25 protein-coding genes, 1 tRNA gene and 1 pseudogene are annotated in these 25,814 nt (G+C 64.6%); 15 read left to right on the top strand and 12 right to left on the bottom strand.

Annotated elements, in window-relative coordinates:
- Positions 1–175: 175 nt before the first annotated feature.
- Positions 176–655: a hypothetical protein gene (locus tag C4K27_RS21025; protein WP_053262006.1), complete on the top strand. Its 480-nt coding sequence runs from the start codon at positions 176–178 to the stop codon at positions 653–655.
- A 4-nt stretch (positions 656–659) separates the two neighbouring features.
- Here C4K27_RS21025 and dkgB read toward each other — a convergent pair whose 3' ends face one another.
- The 3 genes from dkgB to C4K27_RS21010 all read right to left on the bottom strand — a co-directional run bounded on the left by dkgB (position 660) and on the right by C4K27_RS21010 (position 3,261).
- Complete coding sequence (gene dkgB, locus C4K27_RS21020; protein WP_053262005.1) at positions 660–1,463, bottom strand: 2,5-didehydrogluconate reductase DkgB; 804 nt, start codon at positions 1,461–1,463, stop codon at positions 660–662.
- A 225-nt stretch (positions 1,464–1,688) separates the two neighbouring features.
- Entirely contained in the window at positions 1,689–2,228 is a 540-nt protein-coding gene (locus C4K27_RS21015) for a PaaI family thioesterase (protein WP_053262004.1), read from the bottom strand.
- A 124-nt stretch (positions 2,229–2,352) separates the two neighbouring features.
- A complete protein-coding gene (locus tag C4K27_RS21010; RefSeq protein ID WP_053262003.1) occupies positions 2,353–3,261 on the bottom strand; it encodes a LysR family transcriptional regulator in 909 nt (302 codons plus the stop codon).
- 108 nt (positions 3,262–3,369) lie between these two features.
- On the opposite strand from C4K27_RS21010, the gene C4K27_RS21005 reads away from it, so the two are divergent.
- From C4K27_RS21005 to C4K27_RS20970, 8 genes are all read left to right on the top strand, one after another.
- Positions 3,370–4,236, top strand: coding sequence for a pirin family protein (locus C4K27_RS21005; RefSeq protein WP_007927867.1), 867 nt, complete (start codon positions 3,370–3,372; stop codon positions 4,234–4,236).
- 98 nt (positions 4,237–4,334) lie between these two features.
- Positions 4,335–5,018 carry an isochorismatase family protein gene (locus C4K27_RS21000; RefSeq protein WP_053262002.1) on the top strand — a complete coding sequence of 228 codons (684 nt, stop codon included), beginning with the start codon at positions 4,335–4,337 and terminating at the stop codon, positions 5,016–5,018.
- A gap of 56 nt (positions 5,019–5,074) precedes the next feature.
- Complete coding sequence (gene ycaC, locus C4K27_RS20995; protein ID WP_007927871.1) at positions 5,075–5,701, top strand: isochorismate family cysteine hydrolase YcaC; 627 nt, start codon at positions 5,075–5,077, stop codon at positions 5,699–5,701.
- A gap of 435 nt (positions 5,702–6,136) precedes the next feature.
- Positions 6,137–7,576, top strand: a complete 1,440-nt coding sequence (locus C4K27_RS20990; RefSeq protein ID WP_053262001.1) for a mechanosensitive ion channel family protein — start codon at positions 6,137–6,139, stop codon at positions 7,574–7,576.
- Between the two features lie 202 nt (positions 7,577–7,778).
- Positions 7,779–8,219, top strand: coding sequence for a carboxymuconolactone decarboxylase family protein (locus C4K27_RS20985; RefSeq protein ID WP_007927880.1), 441 nt, complete (start codon positions 7,779–7,781; stop codon positions 8,217–8,219).
- Between the two features lie 155 nt (positions 8,220–8,374).
- On the top strand, positions 8,375–9,145 hold the full coding sequence (locus C4K27_RS20980) for a tellurite resistance TerB family protein (RefSeq protein WP_053262000.1): 771 nt from the start codon (positions 8,375–8,377) through the stop codon (positions 9,143–9,145).
- Positions 9,146–9,366: 221 nt separating this feature from the next.
- The gene (locus C4K27_RS20975) at positions 9,367–9,900 is read left to right on the top strand and encodes a DUF3087 family protein (RefSeq protein ID WP_037035113.1); all 534 of its coding nucleotides are present in this window, start codon (positions 9,367–9,369) and stop codon (positions 9,898–9,900) included.
- Positions 9,901–10,121: 221 nt separating this feature from the next.
- The gene (locus tag C4K27_RS20970) at positions 10,122–10,907 is read left to right on the top strand and encodes a sulfite exporter TauE/SafE family protein (RefSeq protein WP_053261999.1); all 786 of its coding nucleotides are present in this window, start codon (positions 10,122–10,124) and stop codon (positions 10,905–10,907) included.
- Between the two features lie 111 nt (positions 10,908–11,018).
- Here the strand turns inward: C4K27_RS20970 and C4K27_RS20965 are convergent, their stop codons facing one another.
- Both C4K27_RS20965 and ampC read right to left on the bottom strand, forming a co-directional pair.
- Positions 11,019–11,573 carry a UPF0149 family protein gene (locus C4K27_RS20965; RefSeq protein ID WP_053261998.1) on the bottom strand — a complete coding sequence of 185 codons (555 nt, stop codon included), beginning with the start codon at positions 11,571–11,573 and terminating at the stop codon, positions 11,019–11,021.
- A 181-nt stretch (positions 11,574–11,754) separates the two neighbouring features.
- Positions 11,755–12,930, bottom strand: a complete 1,176-nt coding sequence (gene ampC, locus C4K27_RS20960) for a class C beta-lactamase (RefSeq protein ID WP_081002322.1) — start codon at positions 12,928–12,930, stop codon at positions 11,755–11,757.
- 182 nt (positions 12,931–13,112) lie between these two features.
- Between ampC and C4K27_RS20955 the strand changes: the two genes are divergently transcribed.
- Complete coding sequence (locus C4K27_RS20955; protein ID WP_053261996.1) at positions 13,113–13,991, top strand: LysR family transcriptional regulator; 879 nt, start codon at positions 13,113–13,115, stop codon at positions 13,989–13,991.
- A gap of 114 nt (positions 13,992–14,105) precedes the next feature.
- Here C4K27_RS20955 and C4K27_RS20950 read toward each other — a convergent pair.
- The 3 genes and pseudogenes from C4K27_RS20950 to C4K27_RS20940 all read right to left on the bottom strand — a co-directional run bounded on the left by C4K27_RS20950 (position 14,106) and on the right by C4K27_RS20940 (position 16,654).
- Positions 14,106–14,690: pseudogene (locus C4K27_RS20950) on the bottom strand (isochorismatase family protein).
- Positions 14,691–14,748: 58 nt separating this feature from the next.
- Complete coding sequence (locus C4K27_RS20945; protein ID WP_053261995.1) at positions 14,749–15,585, bottom strand: pirin family protein; 837 nt, start codon at positions 15,583–15,585, stop codon at positions 14,749–14,751.
- Positions 15,586–15,595: 10 nt separating this feature from the next.
- Positions 15,596–16,654 (bottom strand): alkene reductase, encoded by a 1,059-nt coding sequence (locus C4K27_RS20940; RefSeq protein ID WP_053261994.1) that lies wholly within the window; start codon positions 16,652–16,654, stop codon positions 15,596–15,598.
- A 102-nt stretch (positions 16,655–16,756) separates the two neighbouring features.
- On the opposite strand from C4K27_RS20940, the gene C4K27_RS20935 reads away from it, so the two are divergent.
- Positions 16,757–17,638, top strand: a complete 882-nt coding sequence (locus C4K27_RS20935) for a LysR family transcriptional regulator (RefSeq protein ID WP_053261993.1) — start codon at positions 16,757–16,759, stop codon at positions 17,636–17,638.
- 36 nt (positions 17,639–17,674) lie between these two features.
- Here the strand turns inward: C4K27_RS20935 and C4K27_RS20930 are convergent, their stop codons facing one another.
- Positions 17,675–18,562: a LysR family transcriptional regulator gene (locus tag C4K27_RS20930; protein ID WP_053261992.1), complete on the bottom strand. Its 888-nt coding sequence runs from the start codon at positions 18,560–18,562 to the stop codon at positions 17,675–17,677.
- 132 nt (positions 18,563–18,694) lie between these two features.
- On the opposite strand from C4K27_RS20930, the gene C4K27_RS20925 reads away from it, so the two are divergent.
- Both C4K27_RS20925 and C4K27_RS20920 read left to right on the top strand, forming a co-directional pair.
- Positions 18,695–19,681 (top strand): zinc-binding dehydrogenase, encoded by a 987-nt coding sequence (locus C4K27_RS20925; protein WP_053261991.1) that lies wholly within the window; start codon positions 18,695–18,697, stop codon positions 19,679–19,681.
- A gap of 16 nt (positions 19,682–19,697) precedes the next feature.
- Positions 19,698–20,177 (top strand): YybH family protein, encoded by a 480-nt coding sequence (locus tag C4K27_RS20920; protein ID WP_053261990.1) that lies wholly within the window; start codon positions 19,698–19,700, stop codon positions 20,175–20,177.
- Positions 20,178–20,307: 130 nt separating this feature from the next.
- On the opposite strand, the gene C4K27_RS20915 is transcribed toward C4K27_RS20920, so the two are convergent.
- Positions 20,308–22,020: an amidase gene (locus C4K27_RS20915; RefSeq protein WP_053261989.1), complete on the bottom strand. Its 1,713-nt coding sequence runs from the start codon at positions 22,018–22,020 to the stop codon at positions 20,308–20,310.
- Between the two features lie 428 nt (positions 22,021–22,448).
- On the opposite strand from C4K27_RS20915, the gene C4K27_RS20910 reads away from it, so the two are divergent.
- A tRNA-Gln gene (locus tag C4K27_RS20910) sits at positions 22,449–22,523 on the top strand.
- Between the two features lie 126 nt (positions 22,524–22,649).
- Here C4K27_RS20910 and C4K27_RS20905 read toward each other — a convergent pair.
- The gene (locus tag C4K27_RS20905; RefSeq protein ID WP_053261988.1) at positions 22,650–23,312 is read right to left on the bottom strand and encodes a glutathione S-transferase family protein; all 663 of its coding nucleotides are present in this window, start codon (positions 23,310–23,312) and stop codon (positions 22,650–22,652) included.
- 105 nt (positions 23,313–23,417) lie between these two features.
- Entirely contained in the window at positions 23,418–24,023 is a 606-nt protein-coding gene (locus C4K27_RS20900; RefSeq protein WP_053261987.1) for a LuxR C-terminal-related transcriptional regulator, read from the bottom strand.
- Between the two features lie 113 nt (positions 24,024–24,136).
- On the opposite strand from C4K27_RS20900, the gene C4K27_RS20895 reads away from it, so the two are divergent.
- Positions 24,137–25,765, top strand: coding sequence for an ATP-binding response regulator (locus C4K27_RS20895; protein ID WP_053261986.1), 1,629 nt, complete (start codon positions 24,137–24,139; stop codon positions 25,763–25,765).
- The last annotated feature ends 49 nt before the right edge of the window (positions 25,766–25,814 follow it).

The raw sequence follows: 25,814 nt of genomic DNA, 5'->3' as shown, positions 1-25,814 counted from the left end.
CGGATATCCCAGGGAAACGAGCATTTTGGGCCAAAAAGTAAGGGAAAGCCGCATTTTAGTAATGTGGAGTAGGGCTTTTCAGAAATCCCTTAGAGAAAACTATCGGCTGCTCCCCTAGCCTTTATTCATAGGCTTGGAGCCTGTCATCTCAGACTTTTTTCATGGTCGCGAAAAAATGCCGAATAAAACGTTACGAATCCTGATCGCCGATGAACAGCATTTTCATCGAATGAAGATCGAACGGGTGCTGAACCAGCTGGGCTATTACCGGATTGCACCGATGTATCGACTCGTCGAGGTGTTGAACGTCGTGGAATATGGCAGTGAGCCAATGGACTTGCTGATCATCAACGCTTCGCTGGGGTTGCAGGCCAGGCTCGATATCGTGGCGTTTTGCATGGATAACCCGCAGATCCGTTATGTGCTGGTCTATGACTCCGAGCTTCTCGGCGTGCCTTCGATTCCACTCGGTCCGCAGCGCAAGCTGTATATCAGCAGCCTGCCGCTGCCGGACCACGAGACCATCAGCCGCTTGATGGCGGCCATCGACACCGGCCACCGGAGCAAGATCCCGGCGGCCGGAAAGTTTCCCAGCAGTTCCAATGAGGAAGAGATCGCCCCCGATGGCATTCGGTTGAATGCCGTGGTGCGTTAAGGCCTCAGTCCCACGCCGGTGCAATGCCGGCGGGGCTGGTCAGACGATGACCACGCTCCAGATCGGCGATGCGCCGCATGTCTGCCTCGCTCAGGGTCAGGGCACAGGTCTTGAGGTTGCTTTCCAGGTTCGCGCGCCGGGTCGAGGAGGGAATCACCGCATGACCCGATTGCATGGCCCAGGCCAGGGTCACTTGGGCCGGCGTCGCCCGATGCCGCTCGGCGATCTGCTGGATGACCGGGTCCTCGAGCACTTCACCGTAGGCCAGCGTCATGTACGAGGTGATGTGAATCCCCTGGCTTTGCGCAAACTCCACGACCTTGCGGTTCTGCAGGTAGGGATGCAGTTCGATCTGGTTAGTGGCGATGTGCTCGGCACCGACCGCGGCGATGGCCTGCCGCATCAGGTCGATGGTGAAGTTGGAAACACCGATCTGCCGGGTCAACCCCAGTTGCCTGGCCTCCAGCAGCGCCGCCATGAACTCTTCGACCGGCACCTGGTCGTCCGGTGACGGCCAGTGGATCAGGGTCAGGTCCAGGTAGTCGGTCCGCAGCTTGCGCAGGCTGTCCTTGAGACTGGGGATCAGCTTGTCGCGGGCGAAATTGGCAACCCAGATCTTGCTGGTGACGAACAGCTCGTCGCGGGGGATGCCGCTGTCGGCGATGGCCTGGCCGACCTCGGCTTCGTTCTCGTAGATCTGTGCGGTGTCGATCGCCCGGTAGCCCAGCTCGAGCGCGGTGCTGACCGAGTCGATGACCACCTGGCCTTGCAGGCGAAAGGTGCCGAGGCCGAAAGCAGGTACAGACATGGATGACTCCAGATGGCAGTGGAAAGGCCACGAGTATCCCGGTCCGCACCCTTGAGAAAAACCGCCGGACAGGCAAAGCAATCTTTACCGCGAATCACGAATGCGCGGACAGGCACGATCCCTGGTAGGCGCGAGCTTGCTCGCGAGACGTCCTCTCGGCCACCGCTGAGCGCAAGCCGTAGTTTTTTCGCGAACGGGCCCGCTTCTACAGACGCAGAGGCGGTTTCAGCCACGCGCTTCAAGAATCATGCAGGTGGTGGAGCCGGTGGCGTACAGGCGGCCATCGACGTCGTAGATCCGCCCTTCGGCCAGGGCGGTGGAGCGGCCCAGGTGGACGATCTTGCCTTCGGCGCGGATCGGCCCGCTGCTGCCGGTCAGGGCCCGCACATAGCTGATGCGCAGGTCCAGGGTGGTGTAGCCCTGGCCTTTGTTCAGGCGGGTGTGGATCGCGCAACCCATGCAGGAGTCCAGCAGGGTCGCGGCATAACCGCCGTGCACGCTGCCCAGCGGGTTGTAATGGCGGGCATCCGGGGTGCCCTGGAACACGAAGTGCCCGGCGGACCATTCGATGGGGATGAAGTCCAGCAACGTACCGATGGGTGGCGAGGGCAATTCGCCGTTGCCGATGCCGTCGAAGAACTCGGCGGGGGAGAGGGCGCTGACCTCGGCCAGGGACAGGCTGCCCGGACCGGCCAGGCGCGCGCGCATGGCCTGTTCCTGGGCGATCCACTGGGCCAGGGTGGCCTCGCGTGATGGGCTTTGCATGGGCGTTTCCTCACTGGGCGGAACAAGATGACGATGAAAATATTATGTTCGAAATATTATTTCGGCCAGTGTCAAAAACGCCACAGGTCGGAAGATTCGGCCAGGCTTCACCTTGCGCGCATCCTCAGGTGATATCGCTGCGGCTGAACTCCTCGCCGAGAAAGTCGATCAGGGTGCGCACCGACGGCAGCAGGCCACGGCGCGACGGGAAGATCGCATGGACGATCCCGCACTTGGGCGCCCAGTCCGGTACCAGCTGCACCAGGCGCCCGGCGGCCACATCGTCGCGCACCACCACGCTGGGCAGGTGGACGATGCCGATTCCCGCCAGCGCCGCCTGGCGCAGGGCAATCAGGTCGTCGGTGACCATCCGTGGCTTGTGGCGAATCTGCGCGAGCGTCTCGTCCGGGCCGAACAGCTCCCACTGGTATTCGCGTTGCGCCGCGCCCCAATGCAGGCTCGGCAGGCCGCTGAGGTCGGCGGGGGAGGCGGGGCTCGACAGGCGCGCGAGAAAGTCCGGGTGGCCGACCAGGCACTGGGTGCTGTTGCCCAGCACCTTCATCACCAGGTCGCTGCTTTCCAATGGCGGGAAGCGCACCCGCAGGGCGATGTCGAAACCTTCGTGGATCAGGTCGACCCGGCGGTTGGTGCTCTCGATGAACAGCTCCACCAGCGGGTACTTGAGCATGTAGCGGGTCAGCATCGGCCCGACCCAGGAGTTGAGCAGCGCGGTCGGGCAACTGATGCGCACCAGGCCCTGGGGCTCGGAACGGTTGCGCTCGATGACTTCCGCGGCGCTTTCCGCTTCCACGCGCATGGCCAGGCAACGCTGGTAGTACTCATGACCGATCTCGGTGAGCGAACAGTGGCGGCTGGTGCGGTGAATCAGGCGCACGCCGAGGCGTTCCTCGAGCTGGGCAATGCGCCGGCTGAGCTTGGACTTGGGCATGTCCAGGGCGCGTCCGGCGGCGGCGAAACCACGGTGTTCGACGACCTGGGTGAAGTAGTAGAGGGTATTGAGGTCTTCCACTATCGTTCTCCAAATAGAACGCTAAGAGCGATTTTTGCAGTCTAGTGCATCAAAGGTATGGGTTTTAAGGTGTATCCAACGAAATAACTCACCCATTTCGGAGGCACCCGCATGAAAAACATCATCGGTATCTACACCAGCCCACGGGCCCATTGGGTGGGCGACGGCTTCCCGGTGCGCACGCTGTTTTCCTACGACAACCTGGGCAAGCACATCAGCCCGTTCCTGCTGCTCGACCATGCCGGCCCGGCTGAATTCACCCCGACCCAGGGGCGGCGCGGCGTGGGCCAGCACCCCCACCGCGGCTTCGAAACCGTGACCATCGTCTACAAGGGCGAGGTGGAGCACCGCGACTCCACCGGCAGCGGCGGCAAGATTGGCCCTGGCGATGTGCAATGGATGACCGCGGCCTCGGGGATTCTCCATGAGGAGTTTCACTCCGCAGCGTTCGCCCGGTCCGGCGGCACCCTGGACATGGTCCAACTGTGGGTCAACCTGCCGGCGCGGGACAAGATGGCCGCGCCCGGTTACCAGACCATCCTCGATGGCGACATCCCGGCCATCGCCCTGAAGGACAAGGCCGGCACCCTGCGGTTGATCGCCGGCGAGTACGACGGCGTCAAGGGCCCGGCCCGCACCTTCACGCCCATCGACGTCTGGGACATCCGCCTGAATGCCGGCAAGCCCCTGACCCTCGACCTGCACGAGGGGCGCAACACCGCCCTGGTGCTGCTGCGCGGCACGCTCCAGGTCAATGGCCAGGAAGTAGTGCGCGAAGGCCAGCTGGTGCTGTTCGAACGCGACGGCGACCAGCTCAGCCTGGAAGCCAACAACGACGCGGTGGTGCTGCTGCTCAGCGGCGAACCAATCGACGAGCCCATCGTCGGCCATGGTCCGTTCGTGATGAACAGCGAGGCCGAGATCCACCAGGCCTTCGTTGACTTCCAGTCCGGTCGTTTCGGCCAGATGCCTGGCTGACCCCCCGCTTACCGACTTGCACAGGACGTGTAGGCCGGTTCAGGGCCAGGGATGGCTGTTGCCTTCAACAAATGCCCTAAACGGAAGAGGAACTGCACATGAACAACTTCAATGCTGCCAACTTCGATGGCGCCAAGCCGACCATCGACCCCAACGACGCGGCGATGCTGCTGATCGACCACCAGAGCGGGCTGTTCCAGATCGTCAAGGACATGGACGTGCCGCAATTGCGGGCCAATGCCATCGCCCTGGCAAAAGCCGCGACCTTGCTGAAGATGCCGGTGATCACCACGGCCTCGGTGCCCCAGGGCCCCAACGGCCCGCTGATCCCGGAAATCCACCAGGAGGCGCCCCATGCCCAGTACGTGGCGCGCAAAGGCGAAATCAACGCCTGGGACAATCCCCAGTTCCGGGCGGCGGTAGAAGCCACCGGCAAGAAAACCCTGGTGATCGCCGGCACCCTGACCAGCGTCTGCCTGGCGTTTCCGTCGATCGCCGCGGTGCATGAAGGCTACAAGGTGTTCGCGGTGGTCGATGCCTCGGGCAACCATTCGCGGCTGGCCACCGATCTGACCATCGCCCGCCTGGCCCAGGCCGGGGTGGTGCCGATCGACATCATGGCGACGCTTTCCGAGCTGCAGGGTTCGTGGAACCGCCCGGACGCCGAGCAATGGGCCGCGGTCTACGCCCAGGCCATGCCGCATTACCAGTTGCTGATCGAGAGCTACCTCAAGGCCCAGCAAGTGGCGAACGAGCACGAAGTGCTGGATTCCCAGCGCTGAAGCTGCACCCCCACGCCGACGTCCAGTCGGTATCGACAAGAAGCGAGGACTACCCCATGACTACTGCCTACAAGCGTCTCGACAAAGACAACGCCGCCGTGCTGCTGGTGGATCACCAGGCCGGCCTGCTGTCCCTGGTGCGCGACATCGACCCGGACAAGTTCAAGAACAACGTGCTGGCCCTGGCCGACCTGGCCAAGTACTTCAAGCTGCCGACCATCCTCACCACCAGCTTCGAAACCGGCCCCAATGGCCCGCTGGTGCCCGAGCTCAAGGCGCTGTTCCCGGACGCGCCGTACATCGCCCGGCCCGGCCAGATCAACGCCTGGGACAACGAGGACTTCGTCAAGGCGATCAAGGCCACCGGCAAGAAGCAACTGATCATCGCCGGCGTGGTGACCGAGGTTTGCGTGGCCTTCCCGGCGCTGTCGGCCCTGGAAGAAGGCTTCGAGGTGTTCGTGGTCACCGACGCCTCCGGCACCTTCAACGCCCTGACTCGCGATTCTGCATGGAACCGCATGTCCACCGCCGGCGCCCAGTTGATGACCTGGTTCGGCCTGGCCTGCGAGCTGCACCGCGACTGGCGCAACGACATCGAGGGCCTGGGCACCTTGTTCTCCAACCACATCCCGGACTACCGCAACCTGATCACCAGCTACACCACTCTGACCCAGGGCAAGTGACCTGCCAGCGGCGGCTACACAAGGCAGTGAGCACGACCGGGCTATCGGAGGTGTCGCCATTCCCTGTAGCCGCTGCCGCAGGCTGCGATAGGACCGAAGGTCCTCCAGCGGTTTCAAGACCCTGCGCCTGCTGCGCAGTCGATCGCAGCCTCGCAAGCTCGGCAGCGGCTACAGGGTTAGCGCCGATCGGTAGGTCACAACCCCTGTAGCCGCTGCCGCAGGCTGCGATAGGACCGAAGGTCCTTAAGCGATCTCAAGATCCTGCTCCCCCTGCGGGGTTGATCGCAGCCTCGCGGGCTCGGCAGCGGCTACAGAGTGAGCAACATCGTTGCAGGCAGGGGCCTCCCATGAGGCCCCTGTTTTTGTTTCTCCGGCTATACCTGCAAGGTCGCTTGTGTGAGATTGTCGCGCCTCTGACCGTGCTGGAGTTGCTTGATGCCGAACCTGTTCGCCGACCACCCGCTGTTCGCCGCGCTGATCCTGATCCTGCTGGACATGCTGCTGTGGCGCCTGATCGGCGCTCGCGGCGGTTACTGGAAGCTGCTGGTGCGGGTGCTGATCTTCACCCTGTACAGCGTGCTGTTGTTCAACCAGGGCCTGAACCCGATGCAGGCGGCGCCCTGGCCGGAGGACGTGCCGCTGCACCTGGCCGCCACCGGGTTGCAGATCGGGTGGTGGCTGTTCGGCGCGCGGACCCTGACGGTGTTGCTCGGCACCCTGATGATGCAACGGGTCGGGCATACCGGGCGGCTGTTGCAGGACTTGATGGGGGCGGTGATTTTCCTGATCGCCATCATCGCCGCCATGGCCTATGTGCTGGAGCTGCCGGTCAAGGGCGTGCTGGCCACCTCCGGCGCGGTGGCGATCATTGTCGGCCTGGCGCTGCAAAGCACCCTCAGCGACGTGTTCTCCGGCATCGTGCTGAACACCACCAAGCCGTATCAGCTCGATGACTGGATCTCCATCGACGGCACCGAAGGTAGGGTCACCGATATCGACTGGCGCGCCACCCGGCTGCAGACCTCCCAGGGCAGCATGGCGGTGATCCCCAATTCCCTGGCGGCCAAGGCCAAGATCATCAACTTCAGCCGTCCCGCCGATATGCACGGGCTTTCCATCAGCCTCCAGGTCAGCCCCCATGCGCGGCCGCAAACGGTGATCGAGGCGCTGGAACGGGCCATGCTCGGTTGCCGTTTCCTGCTCCCCAAGCCGGCCCCCAGCGTGGCCCTGAAAAGCTCGGGCAATGCGGGGGTGGAGTACGAAATCAGCGGCTTCGTGGCCTCCATGGGGCAGAAGCGCGAAGTGCGCAACCAGTTGTTCGACCTGGCCTTCCGGCACTTGCAGGCGTCCGGCGTCAGCCTGTTGTCCAGCGGTGAAAGCAGCGTGGCGGCCCACCTGTCGCGCCCGCGGGCGCTGCTGGACAGCTCGAGCATCTTCTCCACCCTGCGCCAGGAAGAGAAGGAAACCTTCAGCCAGAACATGACCCTGCAGACCTTCCGCGCCGGCGAGACCATCCTGCCGGCGGGCGAGGTCAGCGATCACCTGCTGATCATCGAATCGGGGGTGGTCTCGGTCAGCCTGATCCGCGATGGCAAGCCCTTCGAGGCCGGACGCATGGGGCCGGGCGAAGTGATAGGCGAGGCGGGGGTTGCCGATCAGGCGACCGCGGCGGACTTCTCGGCCAAGACCTTCTGCACCCTGTACCGCATCGAAAACGAATACCTCAAGCCGTGCCTGGATGCGCGGCGCGACATCAGCGACGCGATGAAAAACCTCCTGGATTTCCGCCAGCACATCGCCCAGACCCTGACCCAGGAAAGCCCGCGGCCGGCGGTGAAAAAAGGCTTTATGCAGTGGCTGCGCCGGCGCGCCTGAGCGTCCATGCACGGCCCCTGCAGGCGCGCAGCTTGCGCGCGATAGCGTCATCGGTGAATGGCCGCTGCGCGGATCGCGCGCAAGCTGCGCTCCTACGCAAGAGGGGGGCATTGGTCACCTGGTCTTAGCCGGAATTGGTTATTGGTTAGGACCAGGCCCGGGCTTAACGTAGCGCCACATTCATTTGATCTGGAGCCACACCATGCAACCGCGTATCGACTTCTACACCGCCTCGCCGGACGCCCTCAAAGCCATGATCGCGCTGGAAACCGCGGTATCGAAACTGCCCCTGGAAAAGTCGCTGATCGAGCTGGTGAAGCTGCGCGCCTCGCAGATCAACGGCTGCGCCTTCTGCGTCGACATGCACACCGCCGACGCGCGCAAGAGCGGGGAAACCGAGCGCCGCCTGTACGCGGTCTCGGTCTGGCGCGAAGCGCCGTTCTTCACCGACCGCGAACGGGCCGCCCTGGCCTGGACCGAGTCCCTGACCCGGGTCAGCGAAACCCATGCGCCGGATGCCGACTACGAGCTGCTGAGCAGCCAGTTCAGCCCCAGCGAACAGGTCGACCTGAGCCTGGCCATCGCCACCATCAACAGCTGGAACCGCCTGGCGGTGGGTTTCCGCAAAATGCCCCAGGCCTGATTCCCGGGCTCACTGGCCGTCGGCTGGCGGATGGAATGGGCCGCCAGCGCGGCGTTTGGCGAGAAGGGATCAGGGCCCAAGCGGAAGCAGTTGGCGCAATGCGTGGCGAAGACTATTGTTGGCAATCTGAATAACTGCCCGAAGAGAGCGATGCCATGAACACCAGTGATTTGCTTGAACAGTTGTTGCGCGCCGGCCAGGCCTCGATGACGCAGCAGGGTGGCGGGGCCTCGGCACCGCAGGATGGCCTGGGAGGCCTGGGTGGCTTGCTCGGCGGCCTGTTGGGCGGTAACAGCGGCGGCGGTGCTCCGGGTGGCCTGGGCGCTGGTGGCCTGGGTGGTCTGCTGGGCGGCCTGCTGGGCGGTTCCGGGTTGGGCGGCGCGATCTCCGGCGGCGCGACTTCCGGTGGAGCCCCTCAGGGCCGCTCCGGTGGTGGCATGAACTACGCGGCGCTGGCCTCCCTGGGGATGATGGCGTTCCAGGCTTATCAGGCCTGGCAGCGCCAGCAGCAATCGGCGGCGCCGCAACAGGCGTTGCGCACCGTCGACCAGCTGGCCGGCCCGGAAGTCGAAGAACACAGCCATGCGATCCTCCGCGCGCTGATCGCCGCGGCCAAGGCCGATGGCCGTATCGACGAACAGGAAAAACAATTGATCAGCGCCGAGATCGGCCGTCACACCGATGACCCGCAATTGCAGCAATGGCTCGACGACGAAGTCGCACGTCCCCTGGACGCCGCCGACGTGGCCCAGTCGGCCGCGGGCGAGCCGGGCATGGCGGCGGAAATGTACCTGGCCAGCGTGATGCTGGTGGACGATCAGCAGGACGCCGAGCGCAGTTACCTGGACGAACTGGCGGCGGCGCTGCGGATCGACCCCGAGCTGCAACTGCACCTGGAGCAACAGGCCAAGGGCCAGGTGGCCTGAGCCACGAGGACCGGCTCCACCAGGGGCCGGTCCATTTGTCCGCGTCGGGCATGCCATTCGACGCCAGGCATGCTCGATCCGCGTCTCTCCCAATCTCTGCTTTGGTTCCGCCGGCGCCCCCGTGGCCGAGGTGGATTGTCGCAGCGTGGATTTATTCGCCATCTCCGGGGGCGGGCAGGGTGATAATGCCGGCCTGTCCACCATGCGAGCGCACCGTCGCCATGTTCGAGATCCAGCCGCAGAACCCCGAGCTTTTTCGCCAGCAGACCCGCCGCAGTACCCTGTTCATTGCCCTGATTTTCCTGTCCCTGGCCATGCTGCTGTCCAGCGCCGCGGTGCTGCTGTTCGGCACGCCGGGCGGCGATAACTTCAAGCTCAATGTCGCCGGCGTGCTGGCCGGGCTGGTGCTGAGCATGGTGCTGATGCGCGTGCGCTTCTGGTCGCAGCCGTGGATGGCCGCGGCGGTCTACGGCTGGCAGCTCAAGCGCAGCCTGATGAGCGTGACCAATGTCATGCACCATGTCACCGCGGGCGTCGAGGCCCAGGACCCGACAGCAATGAAACTGCTGCGCTTCTACCACCTGGGCCTGACCCAGATGCACCAGCTGGATGCCAACTCCAGCGCGTTGAGCCAGGCAGTGCATGAGATCGACCGGCACAAGGAGCGGATGCAAGCCCTGGGCATGGACACCGAGCAGAAGCGTTTGAATCCGGACTGGATCGAAGCGGTGAAGCGGATTCCTCTAGCAAAGTGACCTGCAAAGGGCGCGCGGTTTCGAAGGCTTTCCCCGGCCGCTTCCAAGCCAATTTCGACATGTGATGGGTGCATGCAATCCGCGGGTTGTATGCGCCGAATACATGGCAAAAAGGCAAAGAGTTATAACGTTAGATTTTATTTATATAAATGGACATAAGCATTAGCGCTATGCTGCCGCCAGTTTTTTACCTGGCCGCGGTTGATGCGTAGGGCTTATTGATGGATGTGGGTAATTTTGGTTTTGTAATCGCGGGCCTGTTGGTGGGTTTCATCGTGGGGATGACGGGGGTGGGAGGCGGTTCGCTGATGACCCCGATCCTGTTGTGGTTTGGTATCAACCCGGCGACCGCTGTCGGCACCGACCTGCTGTACGCCGCCATCACCAAGTCCGGTGGTGTGCTGGTCCATCAGAAAAACCGCAACATCGACTGGAAAATCACCGGCTGGCTGACCCTGGGCAGCGTGCCTGCGGTGTTGGCCACCCTGTGGTTCCTCAAGAGCCTGCACACTGACCCGCAAGCGCTGAACAGCGTGATCAAGCAGGCCTTGGGTTTTGTGCTGCTGCTCACCGCCCTGGCGATCCTGTTCAAGAAAAAGCTCCTGGCGTTTGCCCAGAAGCACGCCGGCGATCACTACCACCTGAAGGACTCCAGCCTCAACGGCCTGACGGTGTTCACCGGCGTGGTCCTGGGCACCATGGTCGCCCTGACCTCCATCGGCGCCGGCGCCCTGGGCACCGTGGCGCTGTTCATCCTTTACCCCTTCCTGGCCACCAAGCGCCTGGTCGGCACTGAAATCGCCCACGCCGTGCCGCTGACCCTGGTCGCCGGCCTGGGACACGCGAGCATGGGTAACATGGACTGGCAACTGCTGGGCTTTCTGCTGATGGGCTCGCTGCCGGGGATCTGGCTCGGCAGCCACATGACCGGCCGCGTCTCGGACGAACTGCTGCGGCCGTTCCTGGCAGTCATGCTGTTTTCCATCGGCTACAAGCTGGCGTTCTGACCCCGCGCTGGCGGGTCGAGCCAAGAGCCTCCTGCGGGAGGCTTTTGTGTTTTTGCGGTTTGAGTGCGCACACTTGGGACGGGCCGTGATGGACCCGCCCCCAGGCCTCTCTCAGCGTTGCGCCAACCAGTAATCGTGCAGCCCACGGGCTGCCTGTTCGACGCTGGCCACGGTCTGGCGATGTTGAGCCAGATCGAGGTCGGCCGGCAGTTCGAAGTTGTCCTGTTCGGCGCAGGTGATGATGGCTTGCAGCTGGGCGGCCTGGGCGGCGGGTAGCTCGGGCCAGTTGCTCACGGCCATGGCGCGGATGTAGCCGAAACACCATTCTTCCGCCAGCGTCAGCGGTTGGTCCTGATGCTCGGTCTGTTCGAAACGTGGCTGAAAGCTCGCCGAGTCGCTCGCCAGCGCCGTGGCGAGGGCGTTCAGATGGCGCACGCTCAGCTCGATGAAGCGCTTGCACTCCTCGGGGTCCTGCCAGTCCGGGTTCTGCCCGCCCCAGATGGCCGGGAACCATTCGGAGATGTCCACCTGGGCCGGGCCGGACACCAGGGCGGTGCAAAAACCGTCCAGCTCGGCCAGGTTGAGCACGGAGTGGTCGTCGCCATACTTGAGCAGGGTGTCTTCGATGAATTCGAACTCGGCGGGGCTGAGCGGCTGGTTGTGCATGGAGGGTTTCCTTGGAAAAACGTGCGCCCCAGGGGCTGCGCGGAAAAAAGACGCGGAGGATGGCGCGTTCCGCGGCTTTTATCCAGCGCCGATCATCGTCGCGGAGCGCGTTGTCATAGCTGCGACGCGCTCCTGGTCGCTCCAGCGCCCGGCCCGTTAACCGATCCGGTCGCTGTTGTTCTCAGGGTTGCGCGTCATCCAGTGCCTTGAGCAGGGCATGGGCGACCTTGATCCGTTCGGCGTTGGGGTAGTTCTTGTTCGCCAGCAGCACCAGGCCGATGTCTTTGCCGGGTACGAACAGCACATAGGCGCCGAAACCGCCGGTGGAACCGGTCTTGTTCAGCAGGGTATCGGCCCGCGGTGCCTGGGGCGGGGTGAGCCAGCGGGTCGGGTGCGGTTCGAAGGCCATCTGCGACGAGTTACCGGCTAGCAGGGCGTCCAGGCTGAGCGGGTAGGGGTAGAGCTCCCAGCCCAGGCCCTGGGTCATGCCCTCGACCTGGTAGTAGCTGGTGTGGGTGAGGGCGATGGCCTGCGGCCAGGGTTGCGCCAGCGACTGGGGCTTGAGGTTGGCCTGGACGAAACGCAGCAGGTCGGCGGCGCTGGTCTTGACCCCGTAGGCCTCGGCATCCAGGGCGCCGGGGCTGACCCGCACCGGCTTGCCGTCCTTGCCGTAGCCCTGGGCGTAATTGTCCATCTGTGACTTCGGTACCTGGATATAGCTGTGCTGCAGGCCCAACTGCGGGAACAGCCGCTGCTCCATCAATTGCTCGAAGGGCTGCCCCAGGCTTTGCGCGGCCAGGTAGCCGAACAGACCGATACTCGGGTTCGAGTACAGGCGCTGGGCGCCGGGGGCAAAGGCCGGTTTCCAGCCCTGGTAGTAGCCGAGCATCTTGTCCTGGCTGTCCCATTGTTCCGGGAACTGCAACGGCAGGCCGCCGGCGCTGTAGGTTCCCAGTTGCAACAGGCTGATGTGCTCGAAGGCGCTGCCTTTCAACGCCGGCAGGTAGCGGCTGGCCGGGTCGTTCAGGGACAGTTTGCCGCTGGCCTGGGCATAGGCCCCCAGCGTCGCGGTGAAGAGCTTGCTCACCGAGCCGATCTCGAACAGCGTGTCGGCGTCGACGGCCTTTTTCCCTTCTTTGGAGGCCAGGCCGTAGTTAAAGTAATGGGGCTGGCCCTTGAGAGTGATGGCCACCGCCATCCCGGCGATGTCCTGTTGTTGCATCAACGGGCGGATCGCCGCGTCGACCAGGGGCTTGAGTGCGCTGTCCGGCTGGCTGGCGGCCAGGCAGGCGCTGGCGCCGGACAGCAGCAGGGAAATGGTGAAAAATCCAGATAGGGCTAGGTTTTTGTTGTGCATGATGGGCTGGCATTCCATGATTTTGCAGAGTGATGGCCGCTGCACTCCGAGCGGCTTTTGCCAGCGCCTGCCCTTGCAGTCAGGGAGCAGCGCGCTGCGAGCCGGCTCAATGTAGGCGGTCGACAAAGGATCGGCAAACGACGATATTTCGCAGGAGCCATTAGAAAAACTAGGGAGTGGTCATGATCCGACCCCATCTGCCGCTGAATGCCCTGCGCGCCTTCGAGGCCTCGGCGCGGCATTTGAGTTTTACCCGCGCGGCCATCGAGCTGTGCGTGACCCAGGCGGCGGTCAGTCATCAGGTGAAAAGCCTCGAGGCCCAGCTCAACGTGACCCTGTTCAAGCGCCTGCCCCGCGGGTTGATGCTGACCAGCGAGGGCGAAACCCTGCTGCCGGTGCTGTGCGAGTGTTTCGACCGCATCGCCGAAACCCTCGGCCGCTTCGAAGGCGGGCACTACCGCGAAATGCTCAGCGTCGGCGCGGTCGGCACCTTTGCCGTCGGCTGGTTGTTGCCGCGCCTGGAGGATTTCCAGGCCCTCCACCCGTTCATCGACCTGCGCCTGTCGACCCACAACAACCGGGTCGACGTCGCCGCCGAAGGCCTGGACTACGCCATCCGTTTCGGCAATGGCGCCTGGCACGGCACCGATGCTGTCCAGCTATTGGAAGCACCGCTGTCGGTGCTCTGCGTGCCGGAACTGGCTCGGCAACTGCACAGCCCCATCGACCTGCTCGGCCAGACCCTGCTGCGCTCCTACCGCACCGACGAATGGCCGGAATGGTTCAGCGCCGCCGGCTTGCCGGCCAGCACCCTGCCTGCGCGCAGCATCGTCTTCGACTCGTCCCTGGGCATGATGGAAGCCGCGCAGCAGGGTATAGGCGTGGCCCTGGCGCCGCCGCTGATGTTCTCCCGGCAGTTGCACGCCGGCAGCATTGTCCAGCCGTTCGCGCTGGGCATCACCACCGGCAGCTACTGGCTGACCCGCTTGCAGTCCCGGGCGCAAAGCCCGGCGATGCTGGCGTTCAAGGAATGGCTGTTGGGGACCGTGCAGGAGGGCTGAAGACGGTCTGAAGACCAGGTGTTTCCCTGGGCGCAGAGCGTGCGGACGGGGAGGGCGCCAATGCGGATCGCCAGAACCGCCTGGCGCCGTTCTGGTGATCGTTTTTCGCGCGACTCAGCCTTGCAGCGCGGTCATCAGTACCTGCACCAGTTGACCTCCTTGTGGCGTCGCCCAGCTTCCCGCGAGTTCGGCGATCAGCTGGTTGGTACTGGTGAGGGTCACGCCGCCCTTGTCCATCCGGCGCAGGGCGATGTCATCGGCCATGGCGCTGGGTGAACCGCCGGCGTCAGCCACCACCTGTACCTCATAGCCATCGCGCACCAGGCTCAGGGCCGGGTACACCGTGCAGACGTCATTGGTGACCCCGGCAATGATCAGTTTCTTGCGGCCGGTGGCCTGGACCGCCTTGGCGAAGTTGTCATCGTCCATGGCGTTGACGATCCCCAGGCGCTTGACGCGGGCGGCGAACTCGCCGGGCAGGATCTGTTCCAGTTCGCTTAGCAGTGGCCCCTGGGCGTATTCCTCCATGCTCGAAGTCAGGACCACCGGCAGTTACAGGATACTGGCGGCCTTGGCGAGCATCAGCGCGTTGCGTTTCATCTCTTCGAAGGGAATGGATTTCACCCAGCCCATGGTCCCCACTTGGTGGTCGATCAACAGTAGGGCGGCATTTTCGGCACTGAATCTTTCGTAGGACATGATGGTGCTCCTGGTAGGTGAGATTGGGCGCTTGCGCCCCGGGGTTGATCTAGGGCGATCAGCGCGCTTGCAGCGTGCCGAACGCGCCGCGCTGGTAGGCCTCGACGGCCGCGGCCAGCGCCTCTTGCGAGGCAAGGGCCAGCGGCCCCTGCCAATACACCGGTTGCCCCAGGGGGCGGCCGGAAAACAGCACCGCCTTCGCCGGCCCCTGGTCCGCCCGCAGGCTGAGCTGGCGTTCTTCGGGTTGTGGCAGGCTCACTGGCAGTCGGGCGTGCATTAGGTCGAAGGGCTGGCCATCGACCGACAGTTCACCGTCGATCGGCATCACGAAGGCGCCATGGCCGGCCGCGATCGGCACCGTCACCTGCGCGCCTGGCTCCAGGGAGATGTCCAGCAAGCTGACCTCGGTGGGCAGCGACAGCGGCGAATGGAGATCCGCGAAGCGGCCCAGTGGCACCCGGACTTTCACCCCCGGTAACTGCACCACCGGCACGTCCTCGGCTTCGAGGCTGAAGACGAACGGCGCGCCGCCCTGCAGGTGCAGTGGCAGGTTGATGAACACCTGCAGCATGTGCACGGTCTTGCCTGTCTCGGTGGGCACTTCTTCATGCACCACGCCCGTGCCCGCGGCGGTCCAGTGCAGGCCGCCGGGCTGGATCAGGTTGCGGTTGCCCAGGGAGTCGCGGTTGTCGATCCCGGTCTCGGAGTCGAGGAACAGGTAGGACACCGCGGAAAAACCGGCATGGGGGTGCGGCGGGAACGTCGGCCCGCTGGTCCAGGCGTGGTCGACCGCGAGGAAGGGGTCGATGGGCGTGGCGGGCTGGCCACCGCGCAGGGTGAAGGCACGGAAGTGGCTGCCGTGGTTCATCCGTTGCAGGCGTGCGATATGGGTCATGGCGGTGTCCTCAGGCGCCCAGGCTCGGGTAGTCGGTATAGCCTTGCGCACCCGGGCTGTAGAAGGTCTCCTTGTGCGGTGCATTCAGCTCGGCGCCCCGGCGGAAACGCTCGGGCAGGTCCGGGTTGGCGAGGAAGGCCGCGCCAAACACCACGGCGTCGGCCCGGCCATCGGCGAGCAGCGTTTCAGCGGCCTGCTGGTCGAGCCCGCCACCGATCAGGTAGCGGCCGTCGAACAGTGGGTGCAACAGGGCGTGGTAGTCGACGCTGGCGCCGAACAGGGCCACGTGCAGGTAGGCCAGGTCGAGTCCGCGCAACTGCTCCACCAGGTAGCGGTAGGTCTGTTGCGGGTTGGCATCGGTGATGTCGTTGAAGTTCATTTCCGGCGAGATCTTCAGGCCAACCCGGTCACCGCCGATTTCCGCTGTCACCGCCGCCAGTACCTCGAGGACAAAACGCGCGCGGTTCTCCACCGAGCCGCCGTAGGCATCGCTGCGCTGGTTGCTGCCGGACGAGAGGAACTGTTCCGGCAGATAACCCGAGGCGCCATGCAGCTCGACCCCGTCGAAACCCGCCTCGATGGCCAGGCGCGCGGCCTGCCGATAGCCCGCGACCACTGTGGCGATTTCTTCCACGCTCAGTGCATGGGGGGTGACGAAGTCCTGCAGGCCGGTCGCGGTCCAGGTCTGGCCCGCCGGCCTGATCGCTGAAGGGGCCAGGGGCAGGGCGCCTTCAGGCAGCAGTGAAGGGTGAGAGATGCGCCCGCAGTGCATCATTTGCATGAAGATCTTCCCGCCGCGCGCGTGCACCGCCGTGCTGACCTGCTTCCAGGCCGCCACCTGTGCCGCGGTTTCGATCCCCGGGGTACGCACGTAGCCCTTGCCCAGGGCGGCGGGGAATACCCCCTCGGAAACGATCAGGCCGGCGCCGGCGCGCTGGGCGTAATAGGTCACCGCCAACTCGCTGGGCACCCCGGCATCATCGGCGCGGGAACGGGTCATGGGCGCCATGACCAGGCGGTTGGACAAGTGGTGGCGACCTACTTGGACGGGGGAAAAAAGCGAACTCATGGCAGTGCTCCTCAATGGGCGATGTGGTTATCATCGATCAATCCAAGGGCGGGATAAATCCGTCTAAATTGAAATGACTGATCCATTGGTGGAGCAATCGGCGTGGAGTTTCTGAACGATATGGCGCTGTTCGTCGAGGTGGTGAAGGCGCGCAGTTTCCGCCGCGCGGCGCAAGCGATGGAGATGCCGAACTCGACCTTGTCGCGGCGCATCAGCGGCCTGGAGAAGGCCATCGGCCTGCGGCTGCTGCACCGCACCACCCGCAAGATCGAACTGACCGAGGCGGGGCAACTGTACTTCGAGCGCTGCAAGCGCATCGTCGAGGAGGCCCGTCTCGCCCACGAGCAACTGGGGGAAATGCTGGCGCGGCCCAGCGGCCTGTTGCGCGCCTCGCTACCGGTGGATTTCGCCACCATCTACCTGGCGCCGCTGATCGCCGAGTTCGCCGGCCGTTACCCGGGCATCAGCTTCGATTTCGACCTGACGCCGCGCCAGGTCGATTTGATCAGCGAGCCGGTCGATGTGGTCATTCGCATGGGCGAGCCACCGAGCTCGAACCTGATCGCGCGCAAGCTCGCCAGCCTGCCGCGCTTTTTGTACGCCTCACCGGCTTATCTCGAACGGTTCGGCGAGCCGGCTCATCCGCAAGATCTGGCGGGGCATGAATGCCTGCGCCTGCGCTCGCCCAAAGCCGACAACTGGACGCTGTCCCGTCCAGGCGAAACGCTGGAGATCGAGGTGGGCGGGCGCTTCCAGCTCAACAGCGTGGGCCTGATCCGCCGCCTGGCGACGCTCGACCTGGGCATCGCCGTGCTGGCGCAAGGCATAGTCGCCGAGGAACTGGCCAACGGCAGCCTGTGCAGGGTAATGCCGCAGTGGCAAGCCAGCCCCATCCCTGTCTACGCGCTCACCGAAACCCGCCTGCTGCCGGCGAAGACCCAGCGCTTTATCGAGTTCCTGCGGGAGCGGCTGGAGGAGGGCTGATCGATTCGGGTCGTGCCTGGGCCCTTCAGGAGCGAATCACTGCTGAGTGGACGACACGTCTGTCAGGTAGCCCATGTACCCCTGGGAGAAGTCCAGGTACGCCCGCACGATGGCCGAGGGGTGACGGTGGGACGGGTAGAGCAGATTGATTTGCTGCTCGGGCAAGGGATAGTCGGGCAGCAGCGCCAGCAGCCGGCCTTCGCGGATGGCACGCGCCGCGAGGAAGGGCGGCAGTTCCGTCACCAGGTCACCGGCCAGCGCCCGGCTGCGCAGGTGCGCATAGTCGTTGGTGGCGAGCATGGCCCTGGGCTTGAAGGCCACCTCTCCCAACTGCCAGGTCCCCGGGCTGCCCTGGCTCCAGACTCCGCAGGGGTAAGCATTCAGCGCCTCGACGCTGCGGGGCGGGCCCAGCCGCTCAAGCAACGCCGGGCTGGCTACCAGCAGGTGGCGATAGCTCAGCAGGCGGCGGGCGACCATGGTCTCATGGGTAATCGCGCCGACCCGTAACGCCACATCCACGCCGTCTTCGATGAGGTCGATGCGTCGCTCCGTGGTATGGACGCTGACCTCGACCTGCGGGTAGCGGCGCTGGAACGCCGACAGCACATCCCACCAGGGTTCGAACGAGGGCGGCAACGACAGCCGCAAGCAGCCTTTCAACAGGGCCTGATCGCTGATCACCGCCTGTTCCCCTTCGATCAGCGCCTCGATACCGCGGCTGGCGTGTTCGTACAGGCGCGCCCCCGAGTCGGTGAGCTTGGTGCCCCGTACCGAGCGTTCGAGCAGTTGCACTTTCAGCTGCTGTTCGAGCTCGCGAATGCGTCGGCTCAAGGTGGGCAGGGGAATCTCCAGGCGCTCGGCGGCGGCGGAAAGGCTGCCGGCCTGCGCCACGCTGACAAACATCCGGACGGCGTTGAAGTCCATGGCTGATCCTCTCGTTTATGAGAGGAAGCCTATCTATTGTGTGGATTATCTTCCAGTTTCGCTTGAAGGATAGTGACGCTACTGCCTTGACGGCAATCGCTCCGACCCACAGCGTACTTGAGGAATTCCAGCATGAAAGCTTATGTGATCGAACAGACCGGTGGCCCGCAAGTCCTGCAATTGCGGGATATCCCGTCCCCCGAACCGACGGCCGACGAAGTCCAGATCCGCGTCCGCGCCTTTGGTCTCAACCGCGCCGAAACCTATCTGCGCGCTGGCAAGATGGGCGCCATCAGCGCACCTCGGGTGCCGGGCATCGAGGCGGTAGGTGAAGTCATCCAGGACCCCTCGGGTCTGTTGCGCACGGGCCAGCGGGTGGTCACGGCCATGGGCGGCATGCAGTTCACCCGCAATGGCAGCTACGCCGAGCAGGTGACGGTGCTACGCAGCAACGTGATTGCGCTGGATGACACTTCTTTGTCCTGGGAACAACTGGCTACGCTGCCGGAGGCCTACCTCACGGTATGGGGTGCGCTGGACAAGAGCCTGGGCATCCAGGAGGGCCAGACCTTGCTGGTTCGCGGAGGCACCTCATCGGTTGGCCTGGCCGCCATCACCTATGCCAAGGCTCGTGGATTAAAAGTCATCGCCACCACCCGCAACCCGGAAAACAGCCAGCGCCTTTACCAGGCAGGGGCCGACGTGGTGGTGGTCGACAACGGCGATATCGCCCCGCGCATCCGCGAAATTGCGTCTGCTGGGGTCGATGCGGCCCTGGAAGTCGTTGGCGCGCCCACACTGCGAGATACCCTCAAGACCCTGCGCCCCTTCGGTGCGGTGAGCGTGATCGGGCTGCTCGGCGGCGCGCCGATTCTGGAGCAGTTCCACCTGATGCAGGACCTGCCCGCGGGCGTGCGTCTGAACTTCTTCCCGAGCGGCTTGTTCGGTACGCCGGCCCTGCCCTTGCAGAACACTCCGCTGCCGTGGCTGGCCAAGGAACTCGCCGCCCAGCGCATACCGTCCATCCATACCCGAACCTTTGCCTTTGACGAAGTCCGCGAGGCGCATCGCCTGATAGAAAGCGATCGCGCACTGGGCAAGCTCGTCGTCGTGCTTTGATCTCAAGGAGAACATCATGGGTATTCGATTGATCACACTGGTGCTTGCCAGCCTGTTGCTGCCCCTGGCGGCCCAGGCTGCCCAGCCAGCCGCCGAGGCAGGCGTGACGGCGGCGGTCACCCAACAGCTCAAGCGCTATGAAACGGCGTTGAACGCATCCGACCTCGACCACGTCATGACCCTGTATGCCGGCGACGCGGTGTTCATGCCGCAGAACAGCCCGCCGGCCGTGGGAAGTGACGCGATACGCGCAGCGTATCGGCAGATCTTCGACCTGCTCAGGCTCGACGTGCGTTTCACCATCGATGAAATCCAGCCGCTGTCACGAGACTGGGCGTTCGCTCGGACCCGTTCCAACGGTACGGTGAAGTTGCTGAAGGGGGATCAGCCTGCCAGCGGTGAAGGCAATCAGGAGGTTTTCCTGTTGCATCGAGAAAGCGATGGCCAATGGCGTTTTGCACGCTATATCTTCTCGACCACCCAGCCACGCAAGTAGCTGAAGGAAGCAGAGGCGCGGCGCTGCCTTGGAACAGGCCACGGATGGGGCTCGGTGTTCAAGCGCGCTTTTAGCGGGTGGGATTGGAGCTGGTCATGCTCCATCCCGCCCTTGCTTGTTTACCCGCCGATTATTTCCCCGCCAGCAACGCCGGAGTGCGCGGCGGGATCAGGCGTTTGCTGCCGGTGGACTCGTAGGCCGCCGCCAGGCGCAGCAGGTTCGAATCGTCGTAGGCGCGGCCGGCGAAGGTCAGCCCGACAGGCATGCCGATGTCTGGCATGACGCCCATCGGCACGGTGACTGTGGGCACGCCCAGGTGGCGGATGGCGAGGTTGCCGTTGGCCACCCAGACGCCATTGCTCCAGGCGATGTCCGCGGACGCCGGGTCGATATCGGCATTGGCCGGGCCGACGTCGGCCACGGTGGGGAAGATCACCGCATCAAGGCCGAGACGGTCCATCCAGTCCTCGAGGTCGAGCTTGCGGGTTTTCTCCAGGCCACGCAGGCCGTCGGGTATGGTGGGGATCTGGTCCCAGGGGGTGATGCCGCGCTCGGCCATCTTCACGTACTCGTCCATGCCGGCGGCGAGGTCGCCTTCGCGGTTGGGCAGGGTGCCCGGGTCGTGAGGGAATATCAGCGGGCCGTCGACGTCCACCAGGCGATTGAGCTGCGGGTCGCCATTGGCTTGCAGGAAGTCATCGAAGGCCCAGGCGGTCAGGTCCCACAACTCATGGTGCAGGAACTCCTTGGACACCAGGCCGCGGTTGAACACCGTCGGCGCGCCGGGGCGATCGCCCTCGCAATTGGACACCAGGGGGAAATCCACTTCGAGCACCTCGGCGCCGGCGGCTTCGAGGGCCTGGCGCGCCTGCTGCCAGAGGCCGATCACCGAAGGGCGGGTGTCGATGCGTTGCCCGGTCGGGCCACCGATCCCCGGCGCCTCGCTGGTGCCCGCCTCAGGGTCGGCGTTGATGTACATGCGCGGCACGCCGAAGCGCTTGCCGGCCAGGGCGCTGCCGGTGGCGGCCAGTTCCTGATAGGAAGCCGGGCGCACCGAGGCCACGCTGGGAATCGGCACCCAGGGTTGCAGGCGCCACAGATCGCCACGGGTGTCCGGGTCCTCGGCGACCACCACGTCGAGCACTTCGAGCAGGTCGGCCATGGTCCGGGCATAGGGCACTACCACGTCCATGGTCGGGGTCAGCGGCCAGTTGCCGCGCACCGAGATCACCCCGCGCGAAGGGGTGTAGGCACACAAGCCGTTGTTCGAGGCAGGTCCCCGGCCGCTGGACCAGGTTTCCTCCGCCAGGCCAAAGGCGGCGAAGCTGGCGGCGGTGGCGGTACCCGCGCCGTTCGACGAGCCCGAGGCGAAGGGCGCGGTGAGGTAGGCGGCGTTGTACGGGCTTTCCGCGCGGCCATAGACCCCGCGCTGCATGCCGCCGTTGGCCATGGGCGGCATATTGGTCTTGCCCAGGCAGATCGCCCCGGCGGCGCGCAGCCGTTCGATGGTGAATGCGTCGCGATAGGCGATCAGCCTGGCGAAGGCGGGGCTGCCGGAAGCCGCGGTGAGGCCCTTGACCAGATAGCTGTCCTTGGCGGTGTAGGGAATGCCATCGAGCGGACCCAGGGTTTCGCCCTTGGCCCGGCGGGCGTCGGAGGCCTGGGCTTCCTTGAGCGCGTCGGGGTTGCGTACCACTACCGCATTGAGGGCGGTAGGCGTGTCGGGGCCGTCGTAGGCATCGATCCTGGCGAGATAGGCCTGGACCAGTTCGACCGCCGTGGTCTGGCCTGATTCGAGCGCGGCGCGCAGTTGGGCAATGGAAACCTCGGTGACTTCGATCATGCTGTTACCGCCGGCTGCTGAGGGGTGATGTAGTGAAAGTTGCCATCACACTGGCGCTGGGGTTGGGGCGGCTTGGGCACATCGCTTATCTCACAATGGGTGTTCATATCGGTTCTCGTTGCGCGGCACGACGCGACTGGGGCTGGGCTACAACCTGAGCGGGGTATTTTGCACCAAGTTGCCGGCGGGGAATCGTTAAAGGTTTCGCCGTCGTTGTTGGTGGCTGATCGGCGACTGGCGCCCGCCGTATAGCAGTTGCCGGGCATCGGCGGTTTTTACCTCACTCAGGCCCCAAAAAGTAAGTAGCTGTTTTAAAAACAAATTTATGCATCTTTGACTTCACAGACGACGAAAAAGTTGATAAATTTCCGCGCGTTCTTGCAGAGGCCCCCACGGGGCTTGCAGTGAAAGCAAGCAACAGCAGAGATAGGGGCGTCGCCAAGCGGTAAGGCAGCAGGTTTTGATCCTGCCATGCGTTGGTTCGAATCCAGCCGCCCCTGCCATCTCTCATCCCTCCCTCTATTTATCAAACGCTCCCCCAAGGCACGGCCTCGGCTCCATCCGGATGCTCAAGCGGCCCGTTTTTGTGTGCCCGGAATATTCCCATCACCTCAGCTCTGGTCCGGCGGCTAGCGAAAGCGCGGCGCGATGGCCTCGGCAAACGGGTAATGGACAAAGTAGGGCCGGGCTTCGTCGATGACCCGCTGAAACGAGGGGCGCTGTAGCAGCCGCTCGAAATAGGCGCGCAAATGGCGATGGTCATCGGCAAAGGCCACCAGCGTGCTGGCATAGAACAAGGCCGGGGCGGCGGCGCAATCGGCCAGGCTGAAGTCCGGGTTGGCCACCCAGGTCCTCGAGGCCAGGCGCTCTTCGAGCATGGTGTATGCGCTCAGCAGGGCTGCGCGTTCCCGGCTCAGGTCCCCGTTGGTGCCATACAGGCGATCGGCGACTATCCGCTGCATCGGCCCCTGGACATGGCAATCGAAAAAACGGTCCCACAGCCGGACTTCCAGCGCGCTGTCCCAATCATCCGGAATCAACGGCTGCCGGCCGCGATAAAACCGGTCCAGGTACTCGATGATCACACTCGATTCCGGCACATCGCGCTGCCGGGCGTGATCGCGGATGACCGGGAACTTGCCCAGCGGCCACAGGCTTTGCAGCTCGGCCCGGTCGGCGTCGTTGGCCAGGTCGATGATGCGTTTTTCAAAGGCGCTGCCGTGTTCGTACAGGGCGATCAGCACCTTGTGGCAGAACGACGACAGGGGATGGAAATACAGGGTCAGCGGCATGTTCCGGTTCCTCGATGAAGGGTGGGGCGCACGACGTGCCAGCAGGGAAACCCACCTATTATCGGCCGACCCTGGCGACGAGGCGCTGGCAGGCGACGAGCCGGGCTACAGCCCCCCTGAATATTTCACCGCCGCCGCGGCCCGTGATGGCACATTGAGGATGCGCAGCAGCGACGACACATGGATGCGCACGGTGAAGGGTGAGATCTCCAGTTCGCGGGCGATTTCCTTGTTGGTCTTGCCCTGGGCGATCAGGCGCAGCACCTCATGCTGGCGCGCGGTCAGGGTGGCACCGGTGCCCAGCGGCAGCAGGCCGGAAGGGGCGAACTTGACCAGCACTTCGCCTTGGCGAATGGCCAGGACCGCCTGGCCGATCTCGTCCGGGGCGATGTTCTTGCCGATAAAGCCGTCGACGCCGGCGGCCATGACCTCGCCGATCAGCGCCTGGTCGTCGACCATCGACACCACGATCAGGGTGGTGCGCGGCAATTGCCGGCGCAGCTCGGCCAGCTGGCTGACGCAGGTCAGGCCTGGAAAACGCAGGTCGAGGATCAGCGTGTCCAGTTCGTCACCGGCCCGGGTCAGGGCGAGTACCCTGTCCAGGTCGCCGGCCTGTTCGATCAGCGCATCCGGCAGCAGGCGTTGGACCGTGCGCAACATGCCCTCGCGAAACAGCGGGTGATCGTCGGCTATGATAATCCGGCATGCCATGGGGTGACTCTCCTTGGGTCGAGCTTTCCTTGAGGCAGCTACTTTAGCAGCGGGCCAGGCAACTGCCTGTGGTTCGTGTCGAGTACGACGACTGGCGCACAAGGATGTTCCCCATGAAATTCGAGAAAAACACCGAGCTCGACCAGGCCAACCTGCGCATTATTGTCGGTTCCTGCGCCGTGGCCTATATCGGCGTGCTGGGGTTCCTGCCCGGGCAGCGGGTCGATACCTACCTGCCGATCGTGATCTATATCGTCCTGTTCCTGCTGCTGTCGATCGTCCTGCGCCAGGCCATCGTGCACTGGCCCGGGCATTATCCGGCGCGACGGATCCTGAGCATGGTCCACGACTACACCGGCACCTCGTTCGGCCTGGTGGTCGGCGGGGAGGCGGCGTTGCCGCTGTACGCGGTAATGGTCTGGGTCAACCTGGGCAACGGCATGCGCTATGGCTCGCGCTACCTGGCGATTGCCACGGCCCTGGCGCTAATGGCGCTGCTGGTGGTCTATCGCCTGACGCCGCTGTGGCAGGCGCAACCCTTCATGGTACTGATGCTGCTGATCACCAGCACGGTGATCCCGGTCTACGCCCATATCTTGCTGGAGCGCACGCGCAAGGCTTCGGAAGAGGCGATTGCCGCCAACCTGGAAAAGTCGCGTTTTCTCGCCCAGGCCAGCCACGACCTGCGCCAGCCGATCCACTCCATCGGCCTGTTCACCGCCTGCCTGCGCGAGGCGCGCCTGGGCGACGAAGAGCGGCGCCTGGTGGATAACATCGACCGCTCGCTGCTCAACGTCTCGCAATTGTTCCGCTCGATTCTCGACCTCTACACCCTCGACAACGGGCGGGTGCAACCCAGTTTCCAGACCCTGCACCTGGGCGAATTCCTCGCCGACCAGATGCGGCAGAACGCCGAAGCCGCGCGCTGGGCCGGGGTCGAGCTGCGCCTGCGCCCCTGTTCGCACTGGGTCCGGGCGGACCCGGCGCTGCTCGCCACCATGGTCCAGAACGTGCTGTCCAACTGCTTCAAGTACGCGGCGCGGCGACCGGTGCTGATTGGCGTGCGCCAGCGCGGCGCGGGGCTGGCCATCGTCATCTATGACCAGGGCCGGGGGATTGCCGAGGAACACCTGCCGAACCTGTTCGAGGAGTTCTATCGGGTGCGCGAGCTACGGGACAAGGACGTCGAAGGCGTGGGCCTGGGCCTGTCCATCGTCAAGCGCCTGGGGCAGTTGATGGGGCTCGAAGTGGCGATCCGTTCGCGGCTGGGCCACGGCACCGCGGTGAGCCTGTACGGGTTGTCCCTGGCGCCACCGCAGCTGCAGCCGGCCAGCCTCGACGAGGCGCGGCAGGCGGGGCTGTTGACTGGCTTGAAGGTGTGCCTGGTGGAGGATGATCGCAATGTGCTGCTGGCCACCTCGGCCTTGCTCGAGCGCTGGGGCTGTGTGGTCCAGGCCGAGCTTTCCGGTAAGGATCTGGTCAGCGACTGCGACATCATCATCGCCGACTATGACCTGGGCAACCACGCCACGGGCATCGAGTGCATCGACAGCCTGCGCCGGCAACGCGGCTGGGCGGTGCCGGCGCTGATCCTCACCGGGCATGAGGTGGAGAAGATCCAGGCCGCGTTGCACGACCGCAATATCGCCATCCTGTCCAAGCCGGTGCGCCCGGCCGAACTGCGCGGCAGCTTGCGGGCGCTGCGCCAGCATTCTGCGCCGGCGGTCATGCCCGAGGTGTGACAGGGCGGTTCAGCGAGCAGCGGCCACTCTCCGTGCCGAGGCAAGGGGA

Origin of the sequence: Pseudomonas chlororaphis subsp. chlororaphis (assembly GCF_003945765.1) — a bacterium.
GTDB classification, from domain to species: Bacteria; Pseudomonadota; Gammaproteobacteria; order Pseudomonadales; family Pseudomonadaceae; genus Aquipseudomonas; species Aquipseudomonas chlororaphis.
This window is presented reverse-complemented; position numbering and strand designations above follow the sequence as displayed.